At 62.9% G+C, this 14,568-nt stretch carries 9 protein-coding genes and 4 tRNA genes; all 13 read right to left on the bottom strand.

Features of this window, described 5'->3' with window-relative positions:
• Window positions 1–22: 22 nt before the first annotated feature.
• The 13 genes from rpoC to MKD50_RS21275 all read right to left on the bottom strand — a co-directional run bounded on the left by rpoC (window position 23) and on the right by MKD50_RS21275 (window position 14,328).
• Window positions 23–4,264: a DNA-directed RNA polymerase subunit beta' gene (gene rpoC / locus MKD50_RS21335; RefSeq protein ID WP_252668580.1), complete on the bottom strand. Its 4,242-nt coding sequence runs from the start codon at window positions 4,262–4,264 to the stop codon at window positions 23–25.
• A gap of 114 nt (window positions 4,265–4,378) precedes the next feature.
• Window positions 4,379–8,485 carry a DNA-directed RNA polymerase subunit beta gene (rpoB, locus tag MKD50_RS21330; protein WP_115705205.1) on the bottom strand — a complete coding sequence of 1,369 codons (4,107 nt, stop codon included), beginning with the start codon at window positions 8,483–8,485 and terminating at the stop codon, window positions 4,379–4,381.
• 429 nt (window positions 8,486–8,914) lie between these two features.
• Window positions 8,915–9,289 carry a 50S ribosomal protein L7/L12 gene (gene rplL, locus MKD50_RS21325; RefSeq protein WP_010810464.1) on the bottom strand — a complete coding sequence of 125 codons (375 nt, stop codon included), beginning with the start codon at window positions 9,287–9,289 and terminating at the stop codon, window positions 8,915–8,917.
• Window positions 9,290–9,358: 69 nt separating this feature from the next.
• On the bottom strand, window positions 9,359–9,880 hold the full coding sequence (gene rplJ / locus MKD50_RS21320; RefSeq protein WP_115705207.1) for a 50S ribosomal protein L10: 522 nt from the start codon (window positions 9,878–9,880) through the stop codon (window positions 9,359–9,361).
• A 408-nt stretch (window positions 9,881–10,288) separates the two neighbouring features.
• Window positions 10,289–10,984 (bottom strand): 50S ribosomal protein L1, encoded by a 696-nt coding sequence (rplA, locus tag MKD50_RS21315; RefSeq protein WP_115705209.1) that lies wholly within the window; start codon window positions 10,982–10,984, stop codon window positions 10,289–10,291.
• Window positions 10,985–11,416, bottom strand: a complete 432-nt coding sequence (rplK, locus tag MKD50_RS21310) for a 50S ribosomal protein L11 (protein WP_010810467.1) — start codon at window positions 11,414–11,416, stop codon at window positions 10,985–10,987. It abuts the gene before it with no gap.
• Between the two features lie 162 nt (window positions 11,417–11,578).
• Entirely contained in the window at window positions 11,579–12,160 is a 582-nt protein-coding gene (nusG, locus tag MKD50_RS21305) for a transcription termination/antitermination protein NusG (protein WP_115705211.1), read from the bottom strand.
• 10 nt (window positions 12,161–12,170) lie between these two features.
• Window positions 12,171–12,551: a preprotein translocase subunit SecE gene (secE, locus tag MKD50_RS21300; protein ID WP_115705213.1), complete on the bottom strand. Its 381-nt coding sequence runs from the start codon at window positions 12,549–12,551 to the stop codon at window positions 12,171–12,173.
• Window positions 12,552–12,610: 59 nt separating this feature from the next.
• Window positions 12,611–12,686: transfer RNA gene (locus MKD50_RS21295), tRNA-Trp, on the bottom strand.
• A gap of 83 nt (window positions 12,687–12,769) precedes the next feature.
• Window positions 12,770–13,960 (bottom strand): elongation factor Tu, encoded by a 1,191-nt coding sequence (tuf, locus tag MKD50_RS21290; protein ID WP_062801974.1) that lies wholly within the window; start codon window positions 13,958–13,960, stop codon window positions 12,770–12,772.
• Window positions 13,961–14,005: 45 nt separating this feature from the next.
• Window positions 14,006–14,080: transfer RNA gene (locus MKD50_RS21285), tRNA-Thr, on the bottom strand.
• Between the two features lie 37 nt (window positions 14,081–14,117).
• Window positions 14,118–14,191 (bottom strand) — tRNA-Gly (locus MKD50_RS21280).
• A gap of 51 nt (window positions 14,192–14,242) precedes the next feature.
• Window positions 14,243–14,328, bottom strand: a tRNA-Tyr gene (locus MKD50_RS21275).
• Between the last annotated feature and the right edge of the window lie 240 nt (window positions 14,329–14,568).

Below are 14,568 nucleotides of genomic sequence, written 5' to 3'. Positions count from 1 at the left end.
GGCGGCCATTGCTGCTACGAGATCAGGCGTTGTCGCCTTCGCCCTCGGTCGCCTGCACCACCGGCGGCTCGATGAAGAGCGACTGCTCTTCTTCGGCGATCGCCTGGGCGCGTTCGCGCTCGGAGGCCTCGCGCGCCTTGCGGGCACGGTGGTAGGCCAGGCCGGTACCAGCCGGGATCAGACGACCCACGATCACGTTTTCCTTCAGACCACGCAGGTCGTCGGTCTTGCCCATGATCGCGGCTTCGGTCAGCACGCGCGTGGTTTCCTGGAACGATGCCGCCGAGATGAAGCTGTCGGTCGACAGCGACGCCTTGGTAATACCCAGCAGCAGGTTCTCGTAGGTTGCCGGACGCTTGCCTTCGGCGATCACGCGGTCGTTCTCGTCGAGCAGTTCCGAGCGCTCCACCTGTTCACCCGGGATGAACTTGGTGTCGCCCACGTCGGCGATCTGCACCCGACGCAGCATCTGGCGAACGATCACCTCGATGTGCTTGTCGTTGATCTTCACGCCCTGCAGACGGTACACGTCCTGGACTTCGTCGACGATGTAGTGCGCCAGCTCTTCGATGCCCTTCAGGCGCAGGATGTCGTGCGGGTCCGCCGGACCTTCCACGATCATTTCGCCCTTGTTCACCACCTGGCCGTCGTGCACCAGCACCTGCTTTTCCTTCGCGATCAGGAACTCGTGGGCATTGCCGTCCAGGTCGGTAATGACCAGGCGCTGCTTGCCCTTGGTGTCCTTGCCGAACGAGGTCGTGCCGGTGACTTCCGCCAGCACGGCGGCGTCCTTCGGCGAACGCGCTTCGAACAGCTCGGCCACACGCGGCAGACCACCGGTAATGTCGCGGGTCTTCTGCGATTCGGTCGGGATACGCGCGAGCACTTCACCCACGTGCACCTGCTGGCCGTCCTTCACGGTAATCAGCGCGCCGACCTGGAAGCCGATGGTCACGGAGTGGTCCGTGCCCGGGATCTTCACTTCCTGGCCGTTGGCGTCGAGCAGCTTCACCTGCGGGCGGATGCCCTTGGTTGCAGCCGTGCGGCGCTTGGCGTCGATCACCACCAGGGTCGACAGGCCCGTCACTTCGTCCATCTGCTTGGCGACGGTCACGCCCTCTTCGACGTTCTCGAACTTGATCGTGCCCGAGTACTCCGAAACGATCGGGCGCGTCAGCGCGTCCCACGTGGCCAGTTGCGTGCCGGCCTTGATCGACTGGCCGTCCTGCACCAGCAGCGTGGCGCCGTACGGGATCTTGTGGCGTTCGCGCTCGCGGCCGTGGTCGTCGGTGATCAGCGCCTCGCCCGAACGCGAGATCACGATCAGTTCGCCCTTGGCGTTGGTGACGTAGCGCATGGTCGCGGTGAAGCGGACCGTACCGGTCGCCTTCGCTTCCACGCTCGAGGCCACTGCCGCACGCGATGCCGCACCACCGATGTGGAAGGTACGCATGGTCAGCTGCGTGCCCGGCTCACCGATCGACTGAGCGGCAATCACGCCCACCGCTTCGCCCGAGTTCACCAGCACGCCGCGGCCCAGGTCGCGGCCGTAGCACTTGGCGCACAGGCCGTAGCGCGTGTCGCACGACAGCGGGGTGCGGACCTTGACCTCGTCCACGCCGATGTTGTCGATCAGCTCGACCAGGTCTTCGTCCAGCAGCGTGCCGGACTCGATCGCGGTTTCCTGGGTTTCCGGGTTGACCACGTCGGCCACGGTCACGCGGCCAAGGATACGGTCGCGCAGGGCTTCGATCACTTCACCGCCTTCGACCAGGGCCTTCATGGCCACGCCGTTGGAGGTGCCGCAATCGTCTTCAACCACGACCAGATCCTGCGTCACGTCGACCAGACGACGGGTCAGGTAACCCGAGTTCGCGGTCTTCAGTGCGGTATCGGCCAGGCCCTTACGGGCGCCGTGGGTCGAGATGAAGTACTGCAGAACGTTCAGGCCTTCACGGAAGTTCGCCGTAATCGGCGTTTCAATGATCGAGCCATCCGGCTTGGCCATCAGGCCACGCATGCCGGCCAGCTGGCGGATCTGTGCGGCGGAACCCCGTGCGCCCGAGTCGGCCATCATGTAGATGGAGTTGAACGACTCTTGCTTCACGGTCTTGCCTTCGCGGTCGACCACGTCCTCGTGCTGCAGCTGCTCCATCATCGCCTTGCCCACCTGGTCGCCGGCGGCGCCCCAGATGTCCACGACGTTGTTGTAGCGTTCCTGATCGGTCACCAGGCCCGACATGTACTGCTTGTCGTATTCCTTCACCTTGGCCGAGGCCTCGGCGATGATCTTTTCCTTCGCCGGCGGCACCAGCATGTCGTCGATCGCGATCGAGATACCGGCGCGCGTAGCCAGGCGGAAACCCGACTGCAGCAGCTTGTCGGCGAAGATCACGGTCTCGCGCAGGCCGCAGCGGCGGAACGCCGTGTTGATCAGGCGCGAGATTTCCTTCTTCTTCAGCGGCTTGTTCAGCACCGAGAACGGCAGGCCCTTCGGCAGGATCTCGGACAGGATCGCGCGGCCGACCGTGGTGGCCTGCAGCGTGATCTTGGGCGCGAAACGCGCGTCGGCTTCGGCGTCCTTGTCGACCAGCTCATACTCGGTGATACGCACGTTCACGCGCGAAGCCAGTTCGACTTCCTTGTTCTCGTACGCGCGGATCACTTCGCTGATGTCGGCAAAGGTCATGCCTTCGCCACGACCGTTGATCTTGTCGCGGGTGGTGTAGTACAGGCCCAGCACCACGTCCTGCGACGGCACGATCGACGGGTCGCCGTTGGCCGGGAACAGCACATTGTTGGAGGCCAGCATCAGGGTGCGGGCTTCCATCTGCGCTTCCAGCGACAGCGGCACGTGGACAGCCATCTGGTCACCGTCGAAGTCGGCGTTGAACGCCGCGCAGACCAGCGGGTGCAGCTGGATCGCCTTGCCTTCGATCAGCACCGGCTCGAACGCCTGGATACCCAGGCGGTGCAGCGTCGGCGCACGGTTCAGCATCACCGGGTGCTCGCGGATCACCTCTTCGAGGATGTCCCACACCACCGGGGTCTGGCTTTCGACTTCCTTCTTCGCCGCCTTGATGGTGGTGGCGATGCCCATCGTTTCCAGCTTGTGGAAGATGAAGGGCTTGAACAGCTCGAGCGCCATCAGCTTGGGCAGGCCGCACTGGTGCAGCTTGAGCGTCGGGCCCACCACGATGACCGAACGGCCCGAGTAGTCGACGCGCTTGCCCAGCAGGTTCTGACGGAAACGGCCGCCCTTGCCCTTGATCATTTCGGCCAGCGACTTCAGCGGACGCTTGTTGGCACCGGTCATCGCCTTGCCGCGACGGCCGTTGTCCAGCAGCGAGTCAACCGCTTCCTGCAACATGCGCTTTTCGTTGCGCACGATGATCTCAGGCGCCTTCAGCTCCAGCAGGCGCTTCAGGCGGTTGTTACGGTTGATGACGCGGCGATACAGGTCGTTCAGGTCCGAGGTCGCGAAGCGGCCGCCATCCAGCGGCACCAGCGGGCGCAGCTCGGGCGGCAGCACCGGCAGCACCTCGAGGATCATCCACTCGGGCTTGATGCCCGAACGCTGGAAGGCCTCGAGCACCTTCAGGCGCTTGGCGAACTTCTTGATCTTGGCTTCGGAACCGGTGGCCTGCAGCTCGGCGCGGATCTGTTCGATCTGCTTCTCGATGTCGATACCGCGCAGCAGTTCACGGATGCCCTCGGCACCCATCATGGCGACGAACTCGCCCTCGCCGTACTCGTCGCACTTCGCGAGGTAGTCGTCTTCGGACATGATCTGGCTCTTCTTGAGCGGGGTCATGCCGGGTTCGATCACCACGAATGCTTCGAAGTACAGCACGCGCTCGATGTCGCGCAGCGTCATGTCCAGGACCATGCCCAGGCGCGACGGCAGCGACTTCAGGAACCAGATGTGCGCGGTCGGCGCGGCCAGTTCGATGTGGCCCATGCGCTCGCGGCGCACCTTGGCCAGCGTCACTTCAACGCCGCACTTCTCGCAGATCACGCCACGGTGCTTCAGGCGCTTGTACTTGCCGCACAGGCACTCGTAGTCCTTGATCGGGCCAAAGATCTTGGCGCAGAACAGGCCGTCGCGTTCCGGCTTGAACGTACGGTAGTTGATCGTTTCCGGCTTCTTCACTTCGCCGTACGACCACGAACGGATCTTCTCGGGCGAGGCCAGGCCGATCTTGATCGCGTCGAACTGCTCTTCCTGCTGTACCTGCTTAAAGAGATCGAGCAATGCTTTCATTGCAACTCCTTGTTTCGCCACCGTCCCGGAGTCTGTCCGGGTCGATGGCATTCATCCTGTGGGAAATCCTTCGCTGGTGGGTGCCCGCCGTGGCCGGCCCCCGCATCGTCTCGATCAGTAGCGATCGAGGTCGATGTCGATACCCAGCGAGCGGATTTCCTTCACCAGCACGTTGAACGATTCCGGCATGCCGGCATCGATCGAGTGCTCGCCCTTGACGATGTTCTCGTACACCTTGGTACGGCCGTTCACGTCATCGGACTTGACCGTCAGCATTTCCTGCAGCACGTACGACGCGCCGTAGGCTTCCAGTGCCCACACTTCCATCTCACCGAAACGCTGGCCACCGAACTGGGCCTTGCCGCCCAGCGGCTGCTGCGTCACCAGCGAGTACGGGCCGGTGGAGCGCGCGTGCATCTTGTCGTCGACCAGGTGGTGCAGCTTCAGCATGTGCATCACACCCAGCGTGACCGGACGCTCGAACGCTTCGCCGGTGCGGCCGTCGTGCAGCGTGACCTGCTGCTTGGAAGCCGTCAGGCCCTTTTCGCGGGCGACGTCGTCCGGGTAGGCCAGGTCCAGCATGCGGCGGATTTCGTCCTCGTGGGCACCGTCGAACACCGGCGTCGCGAACGGCACGCCCTTCTTCAGGTTGGTCGCCAGTTCCAGCACTTCGGCGTCGGAGAGGCTGTCGAGGTCTTCCGGCTTGCCGCTCTCGTTGTAGATCTGCGAGAGCAGGGTGCGCAGTTCCTGCGCCTTGGCCGAGGCCTTGAGCATGTCGCCGATGCGCTGGCCCAGGCCGCGCGCGGCCCAGCCCAGGTGGGTTTCCAGGATCTGGCCCACGTTCATCCGCGACGGCACGCCCAGCGGGTTCAGCACGATGTCGGCCGGGGTACCGTCCGCCATGTACGGCATGTCTTCGATCGGGACGATCTTCGACACCACACCCTTGTTACCGTGACGGCCTGCCATCTTGTCGCCAGGCTGCAGGCGGCGCTTGACGGCCAGGTACACCTTGACCATCTTGATCACGCCCGGCGGCAGTTCGTCGCCCTGCGTCAGCTTCTTGCGCTTTTCCTCGAAGGCCAGGTCGAACTCGTGGCGCTTCTGCTCGATGGCTTCCTTGACGGCTTCCAGCTGGGCAGCCAGTTCCTCGTCGGCCGGACGGATGTCGAACCAGTGGTACTTGTCGATGTCCGCCAGGTACTCCTTGGTGATCTTGGCGCCCTTGGCCAGCTTCTTCGGACCGCCATTGACGGTCTTGTCGACCAGCAGACGCTCCAGACGCTGGAACGCGTCGCCTTCCACGATACGCAGCTGGTCGTTCAGGTCCAGGCGGTAGCGCTTCAGTTCGTCGTCGATGATCGACTGGGCACGCTTGTCGCGGGTCACGCCTTCGCGGGTGAAGACCTGGACGTCGATCACGATGCCGCTCATGCCCGACGGCACGCGCAGCGAGGTGTCCTTCACGTCCGACGCCTTCTCGCCGAAGATCGCGCGCAGCAGCTTCTCTTCCGGGGTCAGCTGGGTCTCGCCCTTCGGCGTGACCTTGCCCACCAGCACGTCGCCGGCTTCGACTTCAGCACCGATGTAGGTGATGCCCGACTCGTCCAGGCGAGCCAGCTGGGCTTCGGCCAGGTTCGAGATATCGCGCGTGATTTCCTCCGGTCCCAGCTTGGTGTCGCGGGCGACGACCGACAGTTCCTCGATGTGGATCGAGGTATAGCGGTCTTCGGCCACCACACGCTCCGAGATCAGGATCGAATCCTCGAAGTTGTAGCCGTTCCACGGCATGAACGCCACCAGCATGTTCTGGCCCAGCGCCAGTTCGCCGAGGTCGGTCGAGGCGCCGTCGGCGATGACGTCGCCGCGGGCCACGTGGTCGCCCACCTTGACCATCGGACGCTGGTTGATGTTGGTGTTCTGGTTCGAGCGCGTGTACTTGATCAGGTTGTAGATGTCCACGCCGACTTCACCGGCCACGGCTTCGTCGTCGTTCACGCGGATCACGATACGCATCGCGTCGACGTAATCGACCACGCCGCCACGCATCGCCTGCACGGCCGTCCCCGAGTCGACCGCGACGGTGCGCTCGATGCCGGTGCCGACCAGCGGCTTGTCCGGACGCAGGCAAGGCACGGCCTGACGCTGCATGTTCGCGCCCATCAGTGCACGGTTCGCGTCATCGTGTTCCAGGAACGGCACCAGCGAGGCAGCGGCCGACACGATCTGCGACGGCGCCACGTCGATGTATTGCACGCGATCCGGCGTCACCATACGGGTTTCACGCTCGGAACCTTCACGCGCCGATACCAGTTCGTCGGTCAGGTTGCCGTCGGCATCGACCGTCGCGTTGGCCTGCGCCACCACGTACTTGCCTTCCTCGATCGCGGACAGGTAGTCGACCTGGTCGGTCAGCTTGCTGTTCTCGACCTTGCGGTACGGGGTTTCCAGGAAGCCGTACTCATTCAGGCGCGCATACAGTGCCAGCGAGTTGATCAGACCAATGTTCGGACCTTCCGGCGTTTCGATCGGGCACACGCGGCCGTAGTGGGTCGGGTGCACGTCACGGACTTCAAAGCCTGCGCGCTCGCGGGTCAGGCCACCCGGGCCCAGTGCGGAGACACGACGCTTGTGCGTGATCTCGGACAGCGGGTTGGTCTGGTCCATGAACTGCGACAGCTGCGACGAACCGAAGAACTCGCGGATCGCCGACGAGATCGGCTTCGAGTTGATCAGGTCGTGCGGCATCAGGTTCTCGGTCTCGGCCTGGCCCAGACGTTCCTTGACGGCACGCTCCACGCGCGACAGGCCGGCGCGGAACTGGTTCTCGGCCAGTTCGCCGACGCAACGCACGCGACGGTTGCCGAGGTGGTCGATGTCATCGACCTCGCCCTTGCCGTTGCGCAGGTTGACCAGGATCTTGATGGTCTCGAGGATGTCCTCGTCCTGCAGCACCATGGCGCCTTCGCCGCTGGGGCGACCCAGGCGGCTGTTGACCTTCATGCGGCCAACGCGCGACAGGTCGTACGACTCTTCGCTGTAGAACAGGCGCTGGAACAGCGCTTCCACGGCTTCTTCGGTCGGCGGCTCACCCGGGCGCATCATGCGGTAGATCGCGATACGCGCGGCGGTCTGGTCGGCGGTCTCGTCCACGCGCAGCGTCTGCGACATGTACGGGCCCTGGTCCAGGTCGTTGGTGTACAGGGTCTGGATCTGCTTGACGCCGGCTTCGCGCAGGTTTTCCAGCAGCGCTTCGGTCAGCTCGTCGTTGGCGTTGGCAATCACCTCGCCGGTATCCGGGTCGATGATGTTCTTGGCCAGCACCCGGCCCAGCAGATAGTCTTCCGGCACGCTGATCAGCTTGGTGCCGGCCGAGTCCAGGTCGCGGATGTGCTTGGCGTTGATCCGCTTGTCCTTCTCGACCACCACGCGGCCGTTCTTGTCGGCGATGTCGAAGCGCGCGACTTCACCGCGCAGGCGCTCGGGCACGAACTCCAGCTGCGCGCCTTCCGACTGCAGCGTGAAGTTGTCGAACACGAAGAAGTGCGCCAGGATCTGTTCCGGGGTCAGGCCGATCGACTTCAGCAGGATCGTCACCGGCATCTTGCGGCGGCGGTCGACGCGGAAGTACAGGATGTCCTTCGGATCGAATTCGAAGTCCAGCCACGAACCGCGGTAGGGGATGATACGTGCCGAGAACAGCAGCTTGCCCGAGCTGTGGGTCTTGCCCTTGTCGTGCTCGAAGAACACGCCCGGCGAGCGGTGCAGCTGCGAGACGATGACACGCTCGGTGCCGTTGATGACGAACGAACCCGTGGAAGTCATGAGCGGAATCTCGCCCATGTAGACTTCCTGCTCCTTCACTTCCTTGACCTTGCCCGGATTCTCGCGATCGTTGATGATCAGGCGAACCTTGGCGCGCAGGGCCGAATGGAACGTCAGGCCACGCTGTTGACATTCCTTGACGTCGAACGGCGGGTTGGACAGGTGATACGAGACGAACTCCATACGGGCGAGCCCGTTATGCGAGGAGATCGGGAAGATTGCGTTGAAAGCGGCCTGGAGGCCTTCGGTCTTGCGACGCGCGGTCGGCGTTTCCGCTTGCAAGAACTGGGTGTAGGATTCAATCTGGGTGGCAAGCAGGAATGGAACCTGATGTACCGTAGCGCGCTTCGCAAAGCTTTTGCGAATGCGCTTCTTTTCGGTGAAGCTGTACGCCATGGGATCTCCGAATCATCGCAGGGCGGCTGGACCTGGCCGCGCCTGAGGTGTTCAGCGACTGGGAGGGGATTTGGCGGTTGGCCGCTACCAACCTCTGGCTGACGGTGTCCGCACGCTGCGGGCGGTGTGGTCGTCGCTTCAGCGCAACGCCTGTACTCGCCCGGGGGACACCCGACCAAACTTGTCTTCTGCAGTCGGTTCAGAAGACAAACATCAGCAGCAACCACTTAGTGTGCCACTGATGTTTGGCCTCTGCTGAATCGCTGGCAAATTGAACCTCGCCGCGAGTCGCAAACATCACTTTTACTGCGATTCGCGCTGTGCCGAGTGGTGACTAAAACACAATCGCACAAGCGCAAAAAGGCTGGCGCCGGGAAATCTCCCTTTGCCAGCCCCATTCGCGTGCCGCGAGGGCACGCGAGTACAGCATTACTTGACGTCGACCTTGGCGCCGGCGTCTTCCAGCTTCTTCTTGGCTTCGGCAGCAGCGGCCTTGTCCACGCCTTCCTTGACGGGCTTCGGTGCGCCATCGACCAGGTCCTTGGCTTCCTTCAGGCCCAGACCGGTGATTTCGCGAACAGCCTTAATCACGCCGACCTTGTTGGCGCCGACTTCGGCCAGGATCACGTTGAACTCGGTCTGCTCTTCGGCAGCAGCAGCACCGCCAGCGCCCGGAGCAGCAGCCACGGCCATGGCAGCAGCCGACACGCCAAACTTCTCTTCGAACGCCTTGACCAGGTCGTTCAGTTCCATCACGGACATCGCGCCAACGGCTTCCAGGATGTCGTCTTTGGTGATTGCCATTTGAAATACTCCTACTAGATTTGATTCGGTATCGGTAATGCGATCTTTCGATGCGCGGCCTGGATTGCCTTAGGCGCCGGCAGCTTCCGCTTCCGCGGGAGCGCCTTCTTCCTTCTTGGCGGCCAGGGCAGCCAGCAGACGGGCGAAGCCCGACACCGGTGCCTGCATCACGCCCAGCAGCTGAGCAATCAGTTCGTCGCGGCTCGGGATCGAGGCCAGCGCCTTCACGGCAGCAGCGTCGAGAACCTTGCCGTCATACGACCCGGCGCGCAGGACCAGCTTGTCGTTGGTCTTGGCGAAGTCGTTCAGAACCTTGGCCGAGGCCACTGCATCTTCGGAAATACCGTAGATCAGCGGGCCGGTCATCTGCTCTGCGAGGCCTGCAAACGGCGTACCTTCGACGGCGCGGCGGGCCAGCGTGTTCTTCAGAACGCGCAGGTACACGCCTTGCTGGCGAGCGGTAGCACGCAGCTTGGTCAGATCGCCAACCGCAATGCCGCGATATTCGGCGACGACGATGGTCTGGGCCTTGGCGACTTGCGCCGAGACCTCAGCAACGACGGCCTTCTTATCTTCAATATTGAGTGGCACGGTTAAGCTCCAAAATGACGCTGTGTCTCCGGCAATACCGGAGCCTTCACGTCAGCACAAACGAACGGCGTCCGATTGGCCCGAATCATCCGGGTCGAGGCCCGGCTTCATCAATCCCTTCGGGTGCGCCATCTGCGCTGGCTGGCCGGAAGACATGGCTAGGGCGTGATGCCTTCGCTCCTGCTCCGACCGATTAAGCCCCTCTCCGCCCTACTGCCGCGGACCAGGACACCAGCGGTCTTTGATAACCAGCGGTGCCGCCGATGCTTGCGCATCCATTACGGCACCACTGCCCAAAGCCTTGCTCCATTCCTTGCGGTCCGGAGACGACCCCCGCCAGCGGCCGGGATCTTCAATTCTTCTTGCCGACCGGTGTTATCGGGTCCCGGTCAGCAATTTGCCGTCAGCTCAGGCTGCCAGCGTAGCCTGGTCGACGCGCACGCCCACGCCCATGGTCGACGAGACCGCGACCTTGCGCAGGTACACGCCCTTGCTGGTGGCCGGCTTGGCCTTGACCAGCGCGTCCAGCAGCGCCGCCAGGTTGCTCTTCAGCGCGGCGTCTTCGAACGAACGGCGGCCGATGGTGGCGTGGATGATACCGGCCTTGTCGACACGGAACTGAACCTGACCGGCCTTGGCGTTCTTCACGGCCTGGGCCACGTCGGGGGTCACGGTGCCAACCTTCGGGTTCGGCATCAGGCCGCGCGGGCCCAGGATCTGGCCCAGCGTACCGACGATACGCATCGTGTCCGGCGAAGCGATCACGACGTCGAAGTTCAGGTTGCCGGCCTTGACTTGCTCAGCCAGGTCTTCCATGCCGACGATGTCGGCACCGGCGGCCTTGGCAGCCTCGGCCTTTTCGCCCTGGGCGAACACGGCCACGCGCACCGACTTGCCGGTACCGGCCGGCAGCACCACGGAACCACGCACCACCTGGTCCGACTTCTTGGCGTCGATGCCAAGCTGCACGGCCACGTCGATCGACTCGTCGAACTTCGCCGAGGCGCAGCCCTTCACCAGGCCCAGGGCCTCGTCGATCGGGTAGAACTTGGTACGCTCGATCTTCGCCTTGTTGGCGGCGACGCGCTTGGAAACCTTAGCCATTTACAGACCCTCCACGGTGATGCCCATCGAACGAGCCGAACCGGCGATGGTACGCACGGCAGCGTCCAGGTCGGCGGCGGTCAGGTCAGCGTTCTTGGCCTTGGCGATTTCTTCAGCCTGGGCGCGGGTGATCTTGCCAACCTTGTCGGTGTGGGGCTTCGGCGAACCCTTGGTGATGCCGGCTGCCTTCTTGATCAGCACGGTCGCCGGCGGCGACTTCATCACGAAGGTGAAGCTCTTGTCGGCGAAGGCGGTAATCACCACCGGCACCGGCAGACCGGGTTCCATACCCTGGGTCTGGGCGTTGAACGCCTTGCAGAACTCCATGATGTTCAGACCACGCTGACCCAGTGCGGGACCAACGGGCGGGGAGGGATTTGCCTTACCAGCCGGAATCTGCAGCTTGATAAAGCCAATGATCTTCTTGGCCATCTCTACTCCAATCCGGACCGCTCCACGGAGGGGTTGCGATCCTGTTGAGTCGTAACGCGCTGTCGCCGCACCGGTGGCACGGCCTCACGCTCCTCTTTGGCAGCGCCCTGGGGCACTGCCGTTGCCCGTTGCCGACCTTGCGGCCGACAACCGGCAAATTTCTTAAACCTTCTCGACCTGACCGAACTCGAGCTCGACCGGCGTGGCCCGCCCGAAGATGGTGACCGAGACGCGCAGGCGCGATTTTTCGTAGTTCACTTCTTCGACGTTGCCGTTGAAGTCGGTGAACGGGCCGTCCTTGACGCGCACCATTTCGCCCACTTCGAACAGCGTCTTGGGACGCGGCTTCTCGACCCCTTCCTGCATCTGGGTCATGATCTTGTCGACTTCGCGCTGCGAGATCGGGCTCGGACGATTGCGGGCGCCGCCTACGAAACCGGTGACCTTGCTGGTGTTCTTCACCAGGTGCCAGGTCTCGTCGGTCATCTCCATTTCCACCAGCACGTAGCCGGGGAAGAAGCGACGCTCGGTGACCGACTTGTGGCCACCCTTGATTTCCACGACTTCCTCGGACGGCACCAGGATGCGGCCGAACTTGTCCTGCATCTCGGCGCGCTCGATGCGCTCCTGCAGCGCGCGTTGCACGCTCTTCTCCATCCCGGAGTAGGCATGCACGACATACCAGCGCTTCTTCGACGAAGGCGATTCCGGCGCGATGGTTTCCTGCTGAGCGTTATCCGTCATGTGCTACCTCTTATTTCCAGCCCAATACGAGCGAAAACACGATCCACTCGATGAGCTTGTCTGCCGACCACAGGAACAGTGCCATGACGACGACAAAGACGAAGACCAGTCCCGTCATCTGCCCGGATTCCTTGCGCGTCGGCCAGACGACCTTGCGAACTTCCCGATACGATTCTTTGGCGAACCCAATGAAGTCCTTGCCCGGTGCAGACACCAGTGCAACGACTACGCCCAGTGCAATACCGCCGAACAGCGCAGCGCCACGTACATAAGACGGTTGCTGTGCGAGTGCATAGAAACCGATGACGCCGGCAACCACCAGCAGCACCGCGACGCCGAGCATCCACTTGCCGCTGTTGGCGTTCACGGTTTCAACATTGGGATTGGCCATGTTTCGCAAACGAGACTAAGCCGCGTCACGATTGCTCCTCGCGACGCGGCTGATTGATTTGGCAGGGGCAGAGGGAATCGAACCCCCAACCTTCGGTTTTGGAGACCGACGCTCTGCCAGTTGAGCTATACCCCTAAAACAACTTCGGGGTCGACGCTTGCGCCAACCCCTCTGGCAACGAATGCGGCCGGTTGGTGCCGCATTCGCTATCGAACAGCTTAGTCGAGGATCTTTGCCACGACGCCGGCGCCGACGGTACGGCCACCTTCGCGGATAGCGAAGCGCAGGCCTTCTTCCATGGCGATCGGGGCGATCAGCTTGACGGTGATCGACACGTTGTCACCCGGCATGACCATTTCCTTGTCCTTCGGCAGCTCGATCGAGCCGGTCACGTCGGTGGTACGGAAGTAGAACTGCGGGCGATAGTTGTTGAAGAACGGGGTGTGACGGCCGCCCTCGTCCTTCGACAGGATGTACACCTCGCCGGTGAAGTGGGTGTGCGGCTTGATCGAACCCGGCTTGCACAGCACCTGGCCGCGCTCGACGTCTTCACGCTTGGTGCCGCGCAGCAGCAGACCGACGTTGTCGCCAGCCTGGCCCTGGTCCAGCAGCTTGCGGAACATTTCCACGCCGGTGCAGGTGGTCTTCACGGTCGGCTTGATGCCAACGATTTCGATTTCTTCGCCGACCTTGATGATGCCGCGCTCGATACGGCCGGTCACCACGGTGCCGCGACCCGAGATCGAGAACACGTCTTCCACCGGCATCAGGAAGGTACCGTCAACGGCACGCTCCGGCGTCGGGATGTAGGTGTCCAGCGCATCGGCCAGGCGCATGATGGCTTCTTCGCCCAGGTCGCCCTTGTCGCCTTCCAGTGCCAGCTTGGCCGAACCCTTGATGATCGGGGTGTCGTCGCCGGGGAACTCGTACTTGCTCAGCAGCTCGCGCACTTCCATCTCGACCAGCTCGAGCAGTTCGGCGTCGTCCACCATGTCGCACTTGTTCAGGAACACGATGATGTACGGCACACCAACCTGACGGGCCAGCAGGATGTGCTCGCGGGTCTGCGGCATCGGGCCGTCAGCGGCCGAGCAAACCAGGATTGCGCCGTCCATCTGCGCAGCGCCCGTGATCATGTTCTTCACATAGTCAGCGTGGCCCGGGCAGTCAACGTGCGCGTAGTGGCGGTTGGCCGTCTCGTATTCGACGTGGGCGGTATTGATGGTAATACCGCGGGCCTTTTCTTCCGGCGCTGCGTCGATTTCGTCGTACTTCTTGGCGGCACCGCCGAACTTCGCTGCCAGCACCGTGGCGATCGCTGCGGTCAGCGTGGTCTTGCCATGGTCAACGTGACCAATCGTACCAACGTTCACGTGCGGCTTGGTCCGCTCGAACTTTTCCTTTGCCATTTCGCGACTCCTGTCTCGGTAGCGATATTGCCAGTGCGTGGTATTTGGTGCCCATGGGCAGGATCGAACTGCCGACCTCTCCCTTACCAAGGGAGTGCTCTACCACTGAGCCACATGGGCGAAACTAGACGTACTACTTTGTGACAGCAACCGCGACTGGAGCGGGTGAAGGGAATCGAACCCTCGTCGTAAGCTTGGAAGGCTTCTGCTCTACCATTGAGCTACACCCGCCTGGGTCTTTCCTGCTTCTTCACCGGCGTTGCCGGCTGCTGTCTTGCATTCTGGTGGAGAGGGCTGGATTCGAACCAGCGTAGGCGTAAGCCAACAGATTTACAGTCTGCCCCCTTTAGCCACTCGGGCACCTCTCCGCAGAGAACTATCGATTATGGGCTTCCTCGCCGCTCCTGTCAAGCACTTTCCGTTGCGGATGCTGTGCTGCCATGGATCGGGAGGGCGTTCAGGCTTCACATCTGGCGCTGCCTGACCGCTCCCACAAGCGCAGTTTAGATTTCTGCGTTCTCACCCTATAGGGGTTTTGCCGGACGGCTCCTGGACGCTCTGGAGTAGGCTGGCGGAGCTGCGCGGCGTCGCGCGAACGGGCTTCCGGA

The organism is Cupriavidus mimosae, assembly GCF_023952485.1.
Classification (GTDB): Bacteria; Pseudomonadota; Gammaproteobacteria; order Burkholderiales; family Burkholderiaceae; genus Cupriavidus; species Cupriavidus taiwanensis_C.
Note: the sequence above shows the minus strand (reverse complement) of the source record. Positions and strands in the feature narration are given on the sequence as shown.

Excerpts from the sequence above, each read along its gene's own strand:
- rpoC (WP_252668580.1), bottom strand. The coding sequence starts at position 4,264 with ATGAAAGCATTGCTCGATCTCTTTAAGCAGGTACAGCAGGAAGAGCAG.
- rpoB (WP_115705205.1), bottom strand. The coding sequence starts at position 8,485 with ATGGCGTACAGCTTCACCGAAAAGAAGCGCATTCGCAAAAGCTTTGCG.
- rplL (WP_010810464.1), bottom strand. The coding sequence starts at position 9,289 with ATGGCAATCACCAAAGACGACATCCTGGAAGCCGTTGGCGCGATGTCC.
- rplA (WP_115705209.1), bottom strand. The coding sequence starts at position 10,984 with ATGGCTAAGGTTTCCAAGCGCGTCGCCGCCAACAAGGCGAAGATCGAG.
- rplK (WP_010810467.1), bottom strand. The coding sequence starts at position 11,416 with ATGGCCAAGAAGATCATTGGCTTTATCAAGCTGCAGATTCCGGCTGGT.
- nusG (WP_115705211.1), bottom strand. The coding sequence starts at position 12,160 with ATGACGGATAACGCTCAGCAGGAAACCATCGCGCCGGAATCGCCTTCG.
- secE (WP_115705213.1), bottom strand. The coding sequence starts at position 12,551 with ATGGCCAATCCCAATGTTGAAACCGTGAACGCCAACAGCGGCAAGTGG.
- tuf (WP_062801974.1), bottom strand. The coding sequence starts at position 13,960 with ATGGCAAAGGAAAAGTTCGAGCGGACCAAGCCGCACGTGAACGTTGGT.